Origin of the sequence: Staphylococcus sp. HMSC055A09 (assembly GCF_001809655.1) — a bacterium.
GTDB classification, from domain to species: Bacteria; Bacillota; Bacilli; order Staphylococcales; family Staphylococcaceae; genus Staphylococcus; species Staphylococcus capitis.
Window position 1 is genome coordinate 345433 of the sequence record NZ_KV798369.1, and the last position, 17155, is coordinate 362587.

Sequence of the window (17155 nt, forward strand, 5' to 3'; positions counted from 1 at the left end):
TAATGGGGATGTCTATAATTAAAAATTATAGACGTCTCCATTTTTTATTAATATTAGAACCTAACTTTGATGTGATAATATAAAGGATAAAGGAGTGAGGGAATGTTATGGAATTAAATACATATATCGGTAGAGCTGGTACGGGCAAATCAGCTTCGATGTTAAATTATATAAAGAATGAAATGAAACATGATCCTTTAGGCGATCCCATCGTATTAATCGCTCCAACTCAGAGTACGTTTCAATTAGAACAAGCTTTTGTAAATGATTCAGAACTTAATGGAAGTTTGAGAACAGAAGTCCTTCACTTTGAAAGATTAAGTCATCGTATTTTTCAAGAAGTAGGGGGATATACAGAACAAAAATTATCTAAAGCTGCTATGCAAATGATGATTTATCATATCGTTCAACAATATGATTCAGAACTTAAATTATACCGTTCTCAATCTAAATATTATGGCTTTAGTGAAAAACTTGCTGAACAGATTCAAGATTTTAAAAAATATAGTGTTACACCGGACCATTTAGATCAATTTATTACAGAACATCAATTACAAACAAGAACGCAACATAAACTAGAAGATATTACTCTAATTTATAAAGAATTAGAATCTCGCATGAGCGGTGAATTTATAACTACTGAGGATAGTTTAGAGCGTTTTATTGACCAAATGTCTAAATCTGAGTGGCTCAAACGGGCAGAAATATTTATCGATGGTTTCTACAACTTCTCAACACTTGAATATAGGATTATTGAAGCTTTAGTACAACATGCTAAGAGTGTCACAGTTCTACTAACAACAGATGGTAATCAAGACCCATTCAGTCTATTTAGAAAGCCATCAGAAGTTTTAACACATCTTGAAGACATTGCGAATCAATTAAATATTCACTTAAATAAAACCTTATTTAAACAAAAGTTTCGATTTGAAAATGATGATCTCAAACATTTAGAAAGTGATTTTGATGCTTTGCAAATGACACCTCAATCTCATTCAAATTATGTGGAAATACTTGAATCTTCAAATATGCGTGAAGAAGTAAATGAATTAGCAAGACGAATTATTAGAGATGTTCGTGATCATCATTTGAGATTTCAAGACATTGCTATCTTATATCGTGACGAATCATATGCATATTTATTCGAATCTATTTTTTCTTTATACGACATTCCCTTTAATATCGATACAAAAAGGTCAATGTCACACCATCCAATTATGGAAATGATTCGTTCTTTAATAGAGGTCATACAGTCAAATTGGAATATTAACGCAATGTTGCGTTTATTTAAAACAAATGTACTAACTTCACAATTTAAGAATAGTAGCTACTTAATAGATTTATTGGAGAATTTCGCATTAGAGCGCGGTGTATATGGTAAACGTTGGTTGGATGAGGAAGTATTTCATGTTGACCAATTTAATAAAATGGGACGTAAATCTCATGCTCTAACCCCTCAAGAAAAAGAAACTTACGAAGAGGTAGTTCGTTTAAAGAATAACGTCATTGATAAAGTTCTTTACTTTGAAAAAGCGATGAGTGACGCTACCACTGTGAGAGATTTCGCGACTGCTTTTTACGAAAGTATGGAATATTTTGAGCTGCCAAACCAACTCATGACTGAGAGAGATGAGTTAGATGTAGAAGGTAAGCATCAACAAGCGGAGGAAATCGATCAAATTTGGAACGGATTTATTCAAATTTTAGATGATTTGGTAACAGTTTTTGATACTCAAGAGATGACTTTGAAACAATTTCTTGAAGTGTTTGATATAGGATTAGAGCAACTAGAATTTGTCATGATACCACAGACCTTAGATCAGGTAAGTATCGGTACAATGGATTTGGCTAAGGTCGATAATAAACGACATATATACATGGTAGGTATGAATGATGGTTCATTACCTCAACCGGTATCTTCATCTAGCTTGATTACAGATGAAGAAAAGAAATATTTTGAACAAAATGCACAAATTGAACTAAGTCCGACATCAGATATTTTACAAATGGATGAAGCATTTGTTTGTTATATTGCTATGACACGCGCACGAGAAAAAGTAACTTTTTCATATAGTTTGATGGGAAATTCAGGCGATGAAAAAGAAATAAGTCCATTTTTATCACAAATTAAAGATTTATATCATCATTTAGATATAGTTAATATTCAACAAGAACATGAAGAACAACCAATAAGTCTTATGCAACATGTGCATCAAACTAAAATTGAATTATTTGATGCATTGCGTACATGGTTAGACCATGAGGACGTGGATATAAGATGGCTAGATGCATACCAAGTGATTCGAGATGATGAGCAATTAAATGATGGATTGGATTATCTTATCACTTCTCTAACTTATGATAATGAAACAGTACAATTAAATGAGACACTCACAAAGCAATTGTATGGAACAACTATTAATGCAAGTGTGTCACGTTTTGAAGGCTATCAACAATGTCCATTTAAGCATTATGCCTCCCATGGTTTAAGGTTAAATGAACGTTCGAAATATGAATTACAAAACTTTGATTTAGGAGATATATTCCATTCAGTGCTCAAACATATTTCTGACCGTGTAGAAGGTGACTTTAAAAACTTAGATCGTAAGAAGATTAAAGAGCTAACTGAAGAAGCATTAGAGTTGATACTGCCTAAAGTTCAATTCAACTTATTGAATTCAACAGCCTACTATAAGTATTTATCTAGAAGAATAGGTTCTATAGTAGAAACAACTTTAAATGCATTAAAGTATCAAACAGGCTTTTCAAAATTTATACCGCAAAGGTTTGAGACAGGATTCCGAAAATCACCTAGAAATAAAGATGAATTAGTTACGCAACCTCTACATACTAAACAGGGAATCCCAATTAACATAAGAGGTCAAATCGATCGGATTGATACGTATACTAAAGGCGATCACAGTTATGTAAATATCATTGATTATAAATCTTCAACTGGTAGTGCGACTTTAGATTTAACGAAGGTGTACTATGGTTTGCAAATGCAAATGATGACTTACATGGACATCGTCTTACAAAATAAAGATAGATTAGAACTTACTGATATCGTTAAACCTGGTGGATTACTTTATTTCCATGTCCATGAACCACGTATTAAATTTGATAACTGGTCTAAAATTGATGAAGATAAATTAAATAAAGAACTAATTAAAAGTTTCAAAATGAGTGGTCTTGTAAATAGTGATGAGGAAGTAATAGATGCTTTAGATAAGCGTTTGGAACCAAGTTTTAATTCAGATATCGCCCCAATTGGTTTAACTACTAAAGGTGCCATAAGTAAGAATACGAGTCGTGTAGCGAATGAAAACGTTATTCGTCAATTTATTCAGCACAACAAAAATAACTTTATCGATACGGCTACTCACATTATGGATGGCCATACAGAGGTAGCCCCTTTAAAATATAAAAATACTTTACCATGTCAATTCTGTAGTTATCAGTCAGTATGCCATGTGGATAGTATGATAGATAGTAAACGCTATAGAACTGTAGACGAGTCTATTAAACCTATAGAATTAATCCAAAATATGATTGACGAAGGTGGTGACCAGTGATGATACCAACTAAACCTAATGACGTAATTTGGACTGACGCACAGTGGCGTAGTATATACGCTAAAGGTCAAGATGTACTCGTCGCTGCTGCCGCTGGTTCAGGTAAAACTGCCGTATTAGTTGAACGTATTATTCAACGTATTCTCCGAGATAATATGGACGTTGATCGTTTACTAGTTGTAACATTTACAAATTTAAGTGCGCGTGAAATGAAGCATCGCGTAGATCAACGTATTCAAGAAGCTTCTCTTGCAGAACCTGAAAATGAACATTTAAAAAATCAACGTGTTAAAATTCATCAGGCTCAAATTTCTACATTACACAGTTTTTGTTTAAAATTAATTCAACAACATTACGATGTTTTAGATATTGATCCTAATTTTAGAACAAGTAGTGAAGCTGAGAATGTCTTATTATTAGATCAAACAATTGACGATGTTCTTGAACGTCATTATGACATTTTAGACTCAGATTTTATCGAGTTAACTGAGCAATTATCCTCAGATAGAAATGATGACCAATTTAGAAATATTATTAAACGTTTGTACTTCTTTAGTATTGCGAATCCTAATCCATTCGAATGGTTAGATCAGTTATCTCAACCTTATAAAAATGAAGGCCAACAAGATCAATTGCTGAAATTACTTAATGATTTGGCAATGATATTTCTTAAAGCTGCTTATGAAGAGATTATAAAAAGTTTTAATTTGTTCTCAATGCTCGACAATGTGGAAAAGCAATTAGAGGTAGTGGAAGATGAACACCGCTTTGTTTCTAAAGTGATCGAAGGTGACATGATTAATTCTGAATTATTGGTCTCACATGAATTTGTGAGCCGTTTCCCTTCAATTACCAAAAAGATTAAAGAAGCAAATGAAGGTATGGAAGAAGCGTTAGATGACGCTAAGAAACATTATGATAAATACAAAAGTCTAGTTAGTGACGTAAAAAATGATTATTTTTCAAGAAGTGCTGAAGATTTGAAGTTAGATATGCAGAAATTGGCTCCCAGAGTAGCCTATTTAGCTCAAATCGTAAAAGATGTGATAGAGGAATTTAGCAAGCAAAAACGAAGTCGTAATTTATTGGACTTTGCAGATTATGAGCATTTTGCCTTGCAAATACTCACTAATGATGATGGTACGCCTTCACATATCGCAAAAACGTATCAAGAACATTTTGAAGAAATCCTAGTGGATGAGTATCAAGATACAAACCGTGTTCAAGAAAAGATTTTATCTTGTATTAAAACAGGTGAAGAGTACAACGGAAACCTATTTATGGTAGGTGATGTTAAGCAATCAATCTATAAATTTAGACAAGCTGATCCAAGTCTATTTATTGAGAAATATAATCGGTTCACTAGTGAAGGGGAAGGTACAGGTATGGTCATCGACCTATCTCAAAACTTCCGTTCTAGACAAGAGGTACTGTCTACCACAAATTATTTATTCAAACATATGATGGACGATAACGTAGGAGAAATAATATATGATGATGCGGCTCAATTATATTATGGAGCACCATACGATCAAACTGATAAACCTGTACAACTTCGTGCATTAATTGAAGCGGATAAAGAAACGAGTGAATTGACTGGAAGTGAGCAAGAAGCCAATTACATCGTAGAACAAGTAAAAGATATAATTGCAAATGAACAAGTATTTGATATGAAGACTGGAACATATAGAAGTGTAACATTCAAAGATATTGTAATACTTGAGAGAAATACTGATAATGCGCGTAATTTGCAACAAGCTTTTAAAAATAGTGATATTCCCTTCCATGTTAAAAGTAAAAAAGGATATTTTGAACAAACTGAAGTACAACTTGTTTTATCATTTTTAAAAACTGTTGATAATCCCTTACAAGATATTTATTTAGTAGGACTCATGCGTTCAGTTATTTATCAATTCACTGAAGATGAATTAGCAGAAATTAGAGTAGTTAGTCCTAACGATATTTATTTTTATCAATCGATTCAAAATTATACTGAGGATGATAATTCTAAAACTCATTTAGTTCATAAACTACAAAGATTTATAAAAGATATAAAAAATTATCAAGATTATAGTCAAAATCAACCTGTTTATCAGCTAATAGATAAATTTTATAACGACCATTTCGTAATACAGTACTTTAGTGGTCTTATTGGTGGTAAAGGTCGACGTGCAAACCTTTATGGCTTAATTAATAAGGCTATCGAGTTTGAGAACTCTAGCTTTAGAGGTTTATTCCAATTTATTCGATTTATTGATGAATTGATTGATAGAGGAAGAGATTTCGGTGAAGAAAATATAGTTGGACCAAATGATAATGTTGTTAGAATGATGACCATTCATAGTAGTAAAGGATTAGAGTTTCCGTTCGTTATTTATTCAGGACTTTCTAAAAAATACAATGAAAAAGACCTGACTCAGCCTGTAATTCTAAACCAACAATACGGATTGGGAATGGATTATTATGATACTGATAAAGAAATGGTTTATCCATCATTATCCTCAGCAGCCTATCGCGCTATTAATAGAAAAGAGCATATTTCTGAAGAAATGCGTCTTATTTATGTAGCATTAACTCGCGCTAAAGAACAATTAATTTTAATAGGTAGAGTCAAAAAAGAACAAGAATTGACAGAACTTGAACAATTACCTATATCTGCAGATCTTATTGCAGTGAATGAGCGCTTGACGGCTAAAAATTCATTTAAATTTATTTACAGTATTTTATCCAAACATCAATCAGCATCTTTACCTGATGATCAGAAATTCGAACGAGATATTGAAACACTTAATTCTGAAGTGAAACCACGCGTAACGATTACAATTGATCACTACGAAGATGTATCTACAGAAGAGGTCACGCCTGAAAATGAACGTCGAACAGTTAACGATATTGACGACATTAACAGTGGAAATGATGACGTAAAAGCTAAGATTCACCATCAATTAGCATATAGATACCCTTATCAAGATGATACTTTGAAACCTTCAAAGCAGTCTGTATCTGAACTTAAACGTCAACTTGAAACTGAGGAAAGTGACACAAATTATGATAGAGTTAGACAATACCGTATCGGCGTAGCGACATATGAGCGACCTAGATTTTTGAGTGAAAATAAGAAACGTAAAGCCAACGAAATTGGTACGTTAATGCACACAGTCATGCAACATCTCCCTTTTAATGAATCAGGATTAACAAGAGAAGAGCTAGATTCATATGTTGATAAGCTGATTCAACTTAATATCATTGAAGAGGATGCCAAAGCTGATATTAAATATGATGATATTATGAGATTTATTGAAAGTTCCTTGTATTTGCAAATTGCACAAGCAGACAAAGTGTATACTGAATTGCCGTTTGTAGTTAATCAAGCTATGGTCGATCAATTACCTGAAGATAATCAAGACGTTTCAATTATCCAAGGTATGATTGATTTAATTTTCCAAAAGGATGGAAAATACTATTTCGTTGATTATAAAACAGATGCATTTAATCGACGAAAAGGGATTACTGATGATGAGATTGGTCAACAACTCAAACAGAAATATCAAATCCAAATGGAGTATTACCGTAATACGTTAGAAACTATACTCAAACAGCCGGTTCAAGGTTATCTATATTTCTTTAAATTTGGTATGTTAAAGATAGATGAATAAAAATGTGTTTCAATTAGTTAGAATAAATATTCGCTATGTCAGTCATAAGTGTAAGGCTTATGATGACGTAGCGTTTTTATTTATTGATATCAAATATCCTATTAAGAAATTTCTTAATTTTCTTACTTATATGTTTGTTATTTGAACTTAGATATAGTTATAATATGTAATAAGATATAGATGAGGAGTTGATTATGAATGAAATTTTTATCATTCAAACACAATGACAGAACTTCATACGGGGTAAAAGTTAAACGTGAAGATGCTGTTTGGGATTTACCAATGGTTTTTGCTGAATTTGGTGAAGAAGATTTTCATCCCAAAACATTACTACAAGGATTACAACAAAACCAGACTTTAGATTTTCAAGAACAAGTACGTAAAGCAGTTGTGGCTGCTGAAGATAGCGGTAGAGAAACAGAGTTTAAAATTTCGTTTAATGATGTAGAGTTTTTACCTCCAGTTACACCTCCAAATAATGTTATTGCATTTGGGCGTAATTACCAAGATCATGCGAGCGAATTAAATCATGAAGTTGAACGTTTATATGTATTTACTAAAGCTGCTTCATCTTTAACTGGTGATGAATCAACAATTCCTAATCATAAAGATATTACAGACCAATTAGATTACGAAGGTGAACTTGGTATTGTCATTGGTAAATCAGGTGAGAAGATTCCTAAAGGTTTAGCTTTAGATTATATCTATGGTTATACAATTATTAATGATATAACTGACCGCACAGCTCAAAATGCGCATGACCAAGCATTCTTATCTAAAAGTTTAACTGGTGGCTGTCCAATGGGACCTTATATCGTCACTAAAGATGAATTACCAACCCCTGAAAATGTTAACATCGTAACTAAAGTGAACAACGATATCCGTCAAGATGGTAACACTGGACAAATGATTCTTAAAATTGATGAGTTAATTGAAGAAATTTCTAAATATGTAGCACTACATCCAGGTGATATTATCGCGACAGGTACACCAGCAGGCGTAGGAGCAGGTATGGAACCGCCACAATTCTTGCAACCTGGTGATGAAGTTAAAGTTACAATTGATAACATTGGTACGTTAACGACTTACATTTCAGAAAAATAATTAATTACTACTAAATTTTAAAAGCTTGTTGTATATAGATAGGCTGTCGATAAAATTACTTTTATCGACAGCTTTTTAGATTTGAGTTAACTCATCATTTATATTTCTAACTACATACAAAATGATAGAGTTATAAAATTTAAAAGTGCTGCTACATTTATAATTTCTAAATATGTTATGATAGTTGAGAAAATAAATATATGGGGGGACACAAGCATGTTACATGTCCATATCTTAAGTTGGGTATTAGCAATAGTATTATTTATCGCAACTTATTTAAACTTTTCAAAAATACAAGGTCCTTCACCTTACTTTAAACCATTACATATGGCATTAAGACTATTTATGTTACTCACATTATTTACTGGTTTCTGGGAATTAATTAAAGAATTTATCGCAGCAGCTCATGGCGATGGTGGAAACCATATGTTACTTACTTTGAAAATGCTATGTGGTTTAGCGGTTATTGCTTTAATGGAAGTAACCATAGCTAAAAGAAAGAAAAAAGAAGAAGGACATAAATTCTTTTGGATTACAATCGCGCTAATTATTATAACAATGGCTATTGGCATCATCTTGCCATGGGGCCCATTAACTAAAATGTTTGGTTTAGGTTAAAGTAATTAAAACAAGAAACTGCGTCTATACGTCATTGTATAGTACGCAGTTTTTTTATGTTCTTTTGGTTACATTATAGATTTTAAATATTACTTTATTAGATAGAGCAAGGTTATGAGCGATGTAAATGTGCTTTATCTAGCTTTGTAACCAATCATATTAATTAAATCTTTTGGGTGACTATATGGTGGAGCATAAGCAACTTCAAATTCTGTTAATTCATCAACTGTCATATGGTTCATCATTGCTATAGACAAGACATCAATTCTTTTATCTACGCCTTCTTGTCCAACTGCAGCGGCGCGTAAAAGTTTACGTGAAGTTTTGTCATAATATACTCTTAAATGTAGGGGAGTATTTCCTGGGTAATAACCAGCATGAGCTCCTTGTTTAACTTCTACCATTTCATAATCAAAATGAGAAAGTTCATTTGGTTTAACACCCACACTTGCGAATGTATAATCAAAGAATTTAACAATATTAGATCCTAAATACCCTTTAAATATAATTGATTTATCTCCAGCTAATTGTTCTGCAATAATGCTAGCCCCTCTGTGTGCTCCCCATGCCAATGGTACTTGAGCTTGTAAATCAACATGTCGATAAAATGAAGTTATAACATCACCTAAAGCGTAAATATTGGGTATATTTGTTTGAAATTTATCATTTACTGGTATGAAGCCGTGATCATCTAAGTGAATATTAGAAGATTTAATAAAGTTCGAATGCGGATGTGTTCCTACGCCTTCAATAATAAGGTCGTATTTTTCAGTTATCCCAGATGTAAAAGTAACTTCATTACCTTTAATTTGATGGATTTCTTCGTCAAATCTGTAAGAGATATATCTTTTTTCTAATTCATCGATAATAGGGTGATTCATATCTTGATCCATTAGTTTATTAATTTGCTCTGAACGATGAATTAATGTGACGTCGAGCCCACGGGTATATAAGTTCTCTAATACTTCTAGTGATATATAACCAGCACCGACTACCAACGCGTTTTTAGCATGGTTATTAGAGATAAACTGATCAATTGCATCAGTATCTTCTAAATTTCTTAAATTAAATGAAATATTGCTATCAAATCCTAGATTATTAGCCCCAGCACCAGGACTTAAAATAAGCGTGTCATATGATTCTTCAAATGTTTCTCCGGTTTGTCTATTCACAACAGTTACTGTTTGATGCTTATCATTAATTTCAGTTACTTCATGATAGGTTTTAACTTTAATTTGCTTTTTATCATAAAATGATTCTGGTGTATAAGCTAATACTTTTTCCCTTTCAGTAACAAGCTGACCAATATAATAAGGTAGGGCACAGTTAGCAAAGCTCATATCTCTATCTTTCTCAAATACAATAATCTCGCTTTCTTTATCTAAACGACGAATCTGACTAGCGCAAGTTGCACCGCCTGCAACAGCACCAATAATGATTATTTTATTCAAATTGTGAACTCCTTTTATAAAAAATTAAAAAAATAAAAAGGGATACATCATCCATGTCATCCCCTTTAATACTTATCTTTATTAATAATAACGAATATTCAAATCAAAGAACTCATTTAAATAGCGACCTATACCATCTTCGTTATTACTATATGTCGTATCATTTGCGACATCTTTTAATTCCTGTAAACCGTTATTCATTGCAATACCATGTGATGCATATTTAATCATTTCTATATCATTATCTTCATCACCGAAAGCAATCACTCGTTCATCTGCGACATTAAGATACTGTTTAACGCATTTGATGCCTCGTGCTTTATTAATACCACGTTTAACGATTTCTATAACAGGAAATGGTGCACCCCAACGACGATGTTCAATATTCTCAGCGTAAAAATGAGTTAACATATCCTTTATTTTAGGAATATTATCTTCTTCTGCTTCAACAAGTAAAGAAGTTGGAGGTTCTGTTAGTTGCTCTAATAAATTACCTGTTTGTATTTTAGGATTCCCCATTGAAAATCCTTCAAATAGGCGTGGATCATGATTATTAATGAATACATAATCTTTTACTTCAGCTATGATATTTGTAACATGAGATTGTTGAAGGGCAGTTATTATATTTTTTGAAATTTCTACATCTAAAACTTCATGTATTGTAGTAAAATCGTTAGCTTTAGGATGATGGACGTAAGCGCCATTGAAATTGACAACCGGTGTATTCATATTTAATTCATGATAATAGATTTGACTTGCTCTATATGGACGACCAGTAGCAATCATAATATGATGGCCACGTTGTTGTAGTTCAGTTAAAACTTGTTTTGTATAGGATGAGATTTCTTTGTTGTCATTTAATAATGTTCCATCTAAATCTAGACAAATTAAATAAGGTTGCATATAAGACTCCTTGTGTATCAATTGTTCATGTAACAGTATCATAGCATTTTATTGGCGTTTTGTCGGATATTTGATATATTAGTATAAAGATAATTTTAAAGAGGTGATACTAATGGAGGAAGCATTAAAAGATAGTATCCTAGGGGCTCTTGAAATGGTAATCGACCCTGAATTAGGCATTGATATTGTCAATTTAGGTTTAGTATATAAAGTTGATGTAGACGATGAAGGTCTATGCACAGTTGAAATGACTTTAACTTCTATGGGCTGTCCTTTAGGACCACAAATTATTGAACAAATTAAAGGTGTATTAGCAGAAATTCCTGAGATTTCTGATACAGAAGTAAACATTGTTTGGAATCCGCCTTGGAATAAAGACATGATGTCTCGTTATGCTAAGATTGTTCTCGGTGTTGGATAACTAATAAATGACTAGGAATAGTTACACATTTTTACTTTTAAAATATGTGTAGCTATTCTTTTTGTTTAAACATATAAAATTTTTTATGATAGCGCTATTTAAGATTAAAGTGAGTTAAGAAATTTTTAATAAATTGACATTACTATTTAAATTGAATTAATGTTACAAATATATTACAATACATAAGACTTACTACATTTCGGGAAATGAAAATTCTTGCATAAAAGTGTTTAGATTTGCGCGTTATATAGTGCATGTTTAATGAAAATGTGAGGTATTTGACATAAATTTATTAAGTTAATAAGAATGAAACAGTAATTTTCAATATTTAATATGTATGGAAAATTGAATAAGAAGTGTATTAGATGAACTGAAAAGCATTTGTTTTATCATGGGAAATTATAAAAAACTCAATTTAACTGTCTAACGAATTAACTACTTATAGGGAATGAATGTTAACAATGGAAAAAGAATTAAAGAAAGGTCATCAACGCGGTAAAAAAATGCGTTATATGCCTGGACTTGATGGTTTGCGAGCAATTGCTGTTATTGGAATTATAATATATCACTTAAATAAAAAATGGCTTACTGGCGGTTTTTTAGGAGTGGATACATTCTTCGTAATTTCTGGTTATTTAATTACTAGTTTATTATTAAAAGAATACGAAGAAACTGGAATAATTAATCTCAAAAATTTCTGGATTAGACGTATAAAGAGATTGTTACCCGCAGTTTTAGCATTGCTAATTGTTGTTGGACTTGCAACACTGATACTTGAACCGGATAATATTGTAAGAGTTAAACATGATATTGTTGCAGCGATATTCTATGTTTCAAACTGGTGGTATATTGCTAAAGATGTTAATTACTTTGAACAATTTTCATTTATGCCATTAAAACATCTGTGGTCACTGGCTATTGAAGAACAATTCTATTTGTTCTTTCCTGCGATATTGATATTATTATTGCTTACGATTAAGAAATATAGAAATGTGGTAGTAATATTTTGGATTATATCATTAGTATCACTTTTATTGATGGTAATTATCTCACAGCCACATATGAATCACTCACGTGTCTATTTTGGTACAGATACCAGATTACAAACGCTTTTATTAGGTGTACTTCTTGCATTTATGTGGCCACCATTTAAACTCAAGACTCAACCACCTAAAGCATTAAGAGCAACAATTGATACTGCTGGAATAGTCGGGTTAATATTTTTATTCATTCTATTCCTTACCGTTAAAGATGATAGTGATTGGATTTATAACGGTGGATTTTATATTATTTCAACGATGACCTTGTTTATTATAGCAAGTGTAGTCCATCCTGCAACTTTAGTTTCTAAAGTATTAGGTAATCCAGTTTTTGTTTATATAGGCAAACGTTCATATAGCTTGTATTTATGGCATTTTGCAGTGATTAGTTTTATCCATAGTCACTATATAGATGGTCAAATACCAATATATGTCTATCTACTTGATATCATTTTAACGATAGCGTTAGCTGAGTTATCTTATCGATACGTCGAAACACCATTTAGAAAGCAAGGTTTCAAAGCATTTGCTATAAACAAACGTTTCAAGCCTCAGTTTATTAGAACAATTATTACTATTGTATTAGCTTTGCCACTTATTTTAATACTTGCAGGTGCGTTTGATAAATTAGGTAAAGATAACATTAATGATAAAGCGCAAACATTTAACACTAGCGAAAATGATAAATATCTTATCCGTATGTTACCTATCGATGACATTAAACTTACTGCTGACGGAAGAACTGAAGAGGGTAAAGAGGATGAAGTATATTCTAATATTAAACCATTGCTAATTGGTGACTCGGTCATGGTAGATATAGGTGAGCAATTTAAATCTAGAGTTCCTAAAGCAAATATTGACGGTAAAGTAGGAAGAAATTTATATCAAGCATTACCTTTAGTAGATAGTAATTATAAACATTATAATCAGCCTTCAGATCAAGTTGTCCTTGAATTAGGTACAAATGGTGATTTTACTGAAGATCAACTTGATAATTTAATCGAAAAATTTGGTAAAGCTCAAGTGTATCTCGTGAACACTAGAGTACCTCGTTCATATGAAGGCCATGTAAATGAATTAATGGCTGATGCTGCTAAAAAACATAAAAATGTAAAACTTGTTGATTGGTATCAACGGTCAGAGGGGCATACAGAGTATTTTGCTCCTGATGGTATTCACCTTGAAAATAGTGGTGTTGAAGCACTCACTGATGAAATTCTAAAAAATATGAAAAAGAAATAGCTTAAAATAAGGAACTAGTTTGACGTATAAATTACGTTAGGCTAGTTTCTTTTTGTGGTAAAAATGAGAGTGATGAATATGAATATCTATTTCAAGAAAAAAATAAAAAGGTCAAAAAGTAAGTGTAAATTATTGAATTAAAAGTAAAGAAGGTCTATAATGTAATTAAGGTCAAAGAAAGTCAAAGTCAAAAATCGATTTTGACCTACTCTAAATAATAGAGGTGATAACAATTGGATATTAATCAAATGACGTATGCTGTTCAAGGAGCTTTACAAAAAGCCGTTGAAGCAAGCAAAGAATATGAATTACAAAATATTGAAATCGAAGCTTTATTAAAAGCTGCTTTAGAAGAAAATGAAAGTTTGTTTAAAAGTGTATTAGAAAGAGCAAATATTGATGTTGATCAATTAACGAAAGCTTATGAAAATAAATTAAAAAATTATCCAACAGTACAAGGCGATAATGTTCAATATGGTCAGTATATAAGTCAAAAAGCGAATGATTTACTAAATAAAGCTGAAACTTATATGAAAGAATATGATGATGAATTTATTTCTATGGAACATTTATTGCGTGCAGCAATGGATATTGATGAAACGACTCAACAACATGTTGGAAATAAAACAGAAGTTATTAAAGAAATCATTACTAAAATTAGAGGAGGAAATCATGTGACATCTCAAAATCCTGAAGTAAATTACGAAGCTTTAGAAAAATATGGTCGAGACTTAGTAGAAGAAGTTCGCCAAGGAAAAATGGATCCTGTTATTGGTAGAGATGAAGAAATACGTAACTCTATCCGTATTTTAAGTCGTAAAACTAAAAACAATCCCGTACTTATTGGTGAGCCTGGTGTAGGTAAAACAGCTATAGTTGAAGGTCTAGCACAACGTATAGTTAAAAAAGACGTTCCAGAATCATTGTTAGATAAAACCATTTTCGAATTAGATTTAAGTGCCTTAGTAGCTGGAGCGAAATATAGAGGGGAATTCGAAGAACGACTTAAAGCTGTGCTTAAAGAAGTAAAAGAATCAGAAGGTCGAATTATTCTCTTCATTGACGAAATTCACATGTTAGTAGGCGCTGGCAAAACTGATGGTGCAATGGATGCCGGAAATATGCTTAAACCAATGTTAGCACGTGGTGAATTGCATTGTATTGGAGCAACTACACTTAATGAGTATCGAGAATATATTGAGAAAGATTCCGCTTTAGAACGTCGATTCCAAAAAGTTGGTGTGAGTGAACCTGATGTAGAAGATACTATATCCATTTTACGTGGTTTGAAAGAACGCTATGAAGTTTATCATGGTGTGCGTATTCAAGACCGCGCTTTAGTTGCAGCTGCAGAATTATCCGATAGATATATAACTGATAGATTCTTACCTGATAAAGCAATTGACTTAGTCGATCAAGCTTGCGCTACAATTCGCACTGAAATGGGATCTAACCCAACTGAATTAGACCAAGTCAACCGTCGTGTAATGCAATTAGAAATTGAAGAAAGTGCTTTAAAAAACGAATCAGACAATGCAAGTAAACATCGTTTAGAGGAATTGCAAGAAGAGTTATCTAATGAAAAAGAAAAACAAGCATCTTTACAATCTCGAGTAGAACAAGAAAAAGAAAAAATTGCTAAAGTACAAGAAAAACGTGCTGAATTAGACCGTAGCCGACAAGCTTTAGAAGATGCTCAAACTAAAGGTGATCTTGAAAAAGCTGCCGAACTACAATATGGTACAATTCCTCAATTAGAAAAAGAATTAAAAGAATTCGAAGAGGCTTACCAAGACGAGACAGGTGAGGATAGCGAAAGAATGATTCGTGAAGTTGTATCAGATGAAGAAATTGGAGATATTGTAAGCCAATGGACAGGTATTCCAGTATCTAAACTTGTAGAAACTGAAAGAGAAAAACTTCTTAGCTTAAGTGACATCTTGCACGAACGTGTCGTTGGCCAAGACAAAGCAGTAGACTTGGTTTCTGATGCAGTAGTTAGAGCACGTGCAGGTATCAAAGATCCAAATAGACCTATTGGTAGCTTCTTATTCTTAGGACCAACAGGTGTAGGTAAAACTGAATTAGCTAAATCACTTGCTGCTTCACTATTTGATTCTGAAAAACACATGATTCGAATTGATATGAGTGAATATATGGAAAAACATGCAGTCTCTCGTTTGATTGGTGCCCCTCCAGGCTATGTTGGTCATGATGAAGGCGGACAATTAACTGAAGCAGTTAGACGAAATCCTTATTCAGTTATTTTATTAGATGAAGTAGAAAAAGCGCACAGCGATGTCTTCAATGTGCTACTTCAAATATTAGATGAAGGTCGACTTACTGACTCTAAAGGACGCAGTGTTGATTTCAAAAATACAATTATCATCATGACAAGTAATATTGGATCACAAGTTTTACTTGAAAACGTTAAAGACGCTGGAGAAATTAGCGAAAGTACTGAGAAAGCGGTAATGGATAGTTTACATGCTTATTTCAAACCTGAAATCTTAAACCGTATGGATGATATTGTATTATTTAAACCATTATCAGTTAGTGATATGAGTATGATTGTCGATAAAATCTTAACTCAATTAAATATTCGTTTAATGGACCAACGTATTACAATTAAAGTATCTGATGAAGCAAAAAAATGGTTAGGTGAAGAAGCTTATGAACCACAATTCGGTGCAAGACCATTAAAACGTTTCGTTCAAAGACAAATTGAAACACCACTTGCCCGCATGATGATTAAAGAAAGCCTACCTGAAGGTACAACAATTAAAGTAGATTTAAATTCTGACAATGAATTACAATTTGACGTTGAAAAAGCAGAAAATATTTAATGAAATAGAATGAATCAAACAAAGATCCAAGAAAGTGTGTGCAAGTCACTTTCTTGGATTTATTTTTTAAAGTTGCTCTTTCTTTATAAATGATTTAAATGTATCAATAAAATTCTCCAAATATTTGGTTTTCTTTCTATAATAAATATAAGTATATGAGTCAGGAGGAACAATATGTTCTGATTTATTAATTAATAAGTTGAAATCGTTTATATATTATCTTGCTATACTATATCTGGGTACTTAGCTTCTAAATATTTAATAGAATATTTAAACTTTAAATATCTTCCAGAGATATC

9 protein-coding genes are annotated in these 17155 nt (G+C 32.2%); 7 read left to right on the forward strand and 2 right to left on the reverse strand.

All coding sequences use genetic code 11. The annotated features are described in order from the left end of the window. The first annotated feature begins 107 nt into the window (after window positions 1-107). The 4 genes from addB (at window position 108) to HMPREF2642_RS07325 (ending at window position 8953) form a co-directional block, all read left to right on the forward strand. Window positions 108-3575 carry a helicase-exonuclease AddAB subunit AddB gene (addB, locus tag HMPREF2642_RS07310; RefSeq protein WP_030065054.1) on the forward strand — a complete coding sequence of 1156 codons (3468 nt, stop codon included), beginning with the start codon at window positions 108-110 and terminating at the stop codon, window positions 3573-3575. Next, complete coding sequence (gene addA, locus HMPREF2642_RS07315; protein ID WP_070597756.1) at window positions 3575-7231, forward strand: helicase-exonuclease AddAB subunit AddA; 3657 nt, start codon at window positions 3575-3577, stop codon at window positions 7229-7231. Before addB ends, addA begins: the two co-directional genes overlap by 1 nt. 198 nt (window positions 7232-7429) lie before the next feature. Beyond that, on the forward strand, window positions 7430-8335 hold the full coding sequence (locus HMPREF2642_RS07320; protein WP_002433262.1) for a fumarylacetoacetate hydrolase family protein: 906 nt from the start codon (window positions 7430-7432) through the stop codon (window positions 8333-8335). A gap of 216 nt (window positions 8336-8551) precedes the next feature. Then, entirely contained in the window at window positions 8552-8953 is a 402-nt protein-coding gene (locus tag HMPREF2642_RS07325; protein WP_002433419.1) for a YisL family protein, read from the forward strand. 134 nt (window positions 8954-9087) lie between these two features. Here HMPREF2642_RS07325 and HMPREF2642_RS07330 read toward each other — a convergent pair whose 3' ends face one another. Together HMPREF2642_RS07330 and HMPREF2642_RS07335 are read right to left on the reverse strand one after the other, a co-directional pair. Further along, window positions 9088-10404, reverse strand: coding sequence for a CoA-disulfide reductase (locus HMPREF2642_RS07330; protein ID WP_030065058.1), 1317 nt, complete (start codon window positions 10402-10404; stop codon window positions 9088-9090). Window positions 10405-10485: 81 nt separating this feature from the next. Beyond that, entirely contained in the window at window positions 10486-11307 is an 822-nt protein-coding gene (locus HMPREF2642_RS07335; protein WP_023350596.1) for a Cof-type HAD-IIB family hydrolase, read from the reverse strand. 112 nt (window positions 11308-11419) lie between these two features. On the opposite strand from HMPREF2642_RS07335, the gene HMPREF2642_RS07340 reads away from it, so the two are divergent. From HMPREF2642_RS07340 to clpB, 3 genes are all read left to right on the forward strand, one after another. Beyond that, window positions 11420-11728, forward strand: a complete 309-nt coding sequence (locus tag HMPREF2642_RS07340) for a metal-sulfur cluster assembly factor (RefSeq protein ID WP_070597757.1) — start codon at window positions 11420-11422, stop codon at window positions 11726-11728. Window positions 11729-12189: 461 nt separating this feature from the next. After that, the gene (locus HMPREF2642_RS07345; RefSeq protein ID WP_030065061.1) at window positions 12190-14010 is read left to right on the forward strand and encodes an acyltransferase family protein; all 1821 of its coding nucleotides are present in this window, start codon (window positions 12190-12192) and stop codon (window positions 14008-14010) included. Between the two features lie 233 nt (window positions 14011-14243). Further along, window positions 14244-16856, forward strand: a complete 2613-nt coding sequence (clpB, locus tag HMPREF2642_RS07350) for an ATP-dependent chaperone ClpB (RefSeq protein WP_049426904.1) — start codon at window positions 14244-14246, stop codon at window positions 16854-16856. Window positions 16857-17155 lie beyond the last annotated feature (299 nt).

What these genes read in the sequence shown, in the direction of transcription:
- HMPREF2642_RS07325 (WP_002433419.1), top strand. Translation starts at nt 8,552, where the DNA reads ATGTTACATGTCCATATCTTAAGTTGGGTATTAGCAATAGTATTATTT.
- HMPREF2642_RS07345 (WP_030065061.1), top strand. Translation starts at nt 12,190, where the DNA reads ATGGAAAAAGAATTAAAGAAAGGTCATCAACGCGGTAAAAAAATGCGT.
- HMPREF2642_RS07335 (WP_023350596.1), bottom strand. Translation starts at nt 11,307, where the DNA reads ATGCAACCTTATTTAATTTGTCTAGATTTAGATGGAACATTATTAAAT.
- addA (WP_070597756.1), top strand. Translation starts at nt 3,575, where the DNA reads ATGATACCAACTAAACCTAATGACGTAATTTGGACTGACGCACAGTGG.
- addB (WP_030065054.1), top strand. Translation starts at nt 108, where the DNA reads ATGGAATTAAATACATATATCGGTAGAGCTGGTACGGGCAAATCAGCT.
- HMPREF2642_RS07340 (WP_070597757.1), top strand. Translation starts at nt 11,420, where the DNA reads ATGGAGGAAGCATTAAAAGATAGTATCCTAGGGGCTCTTGAAATGGTA.
- HMPREF2642_RS07320 (WP_002433262.1), top strand. Translation starts at nt 7,430, where the DNA reads ATGAAATTTTTATCATTCAAACACAATGACAGAACTTCATACGGGGTA.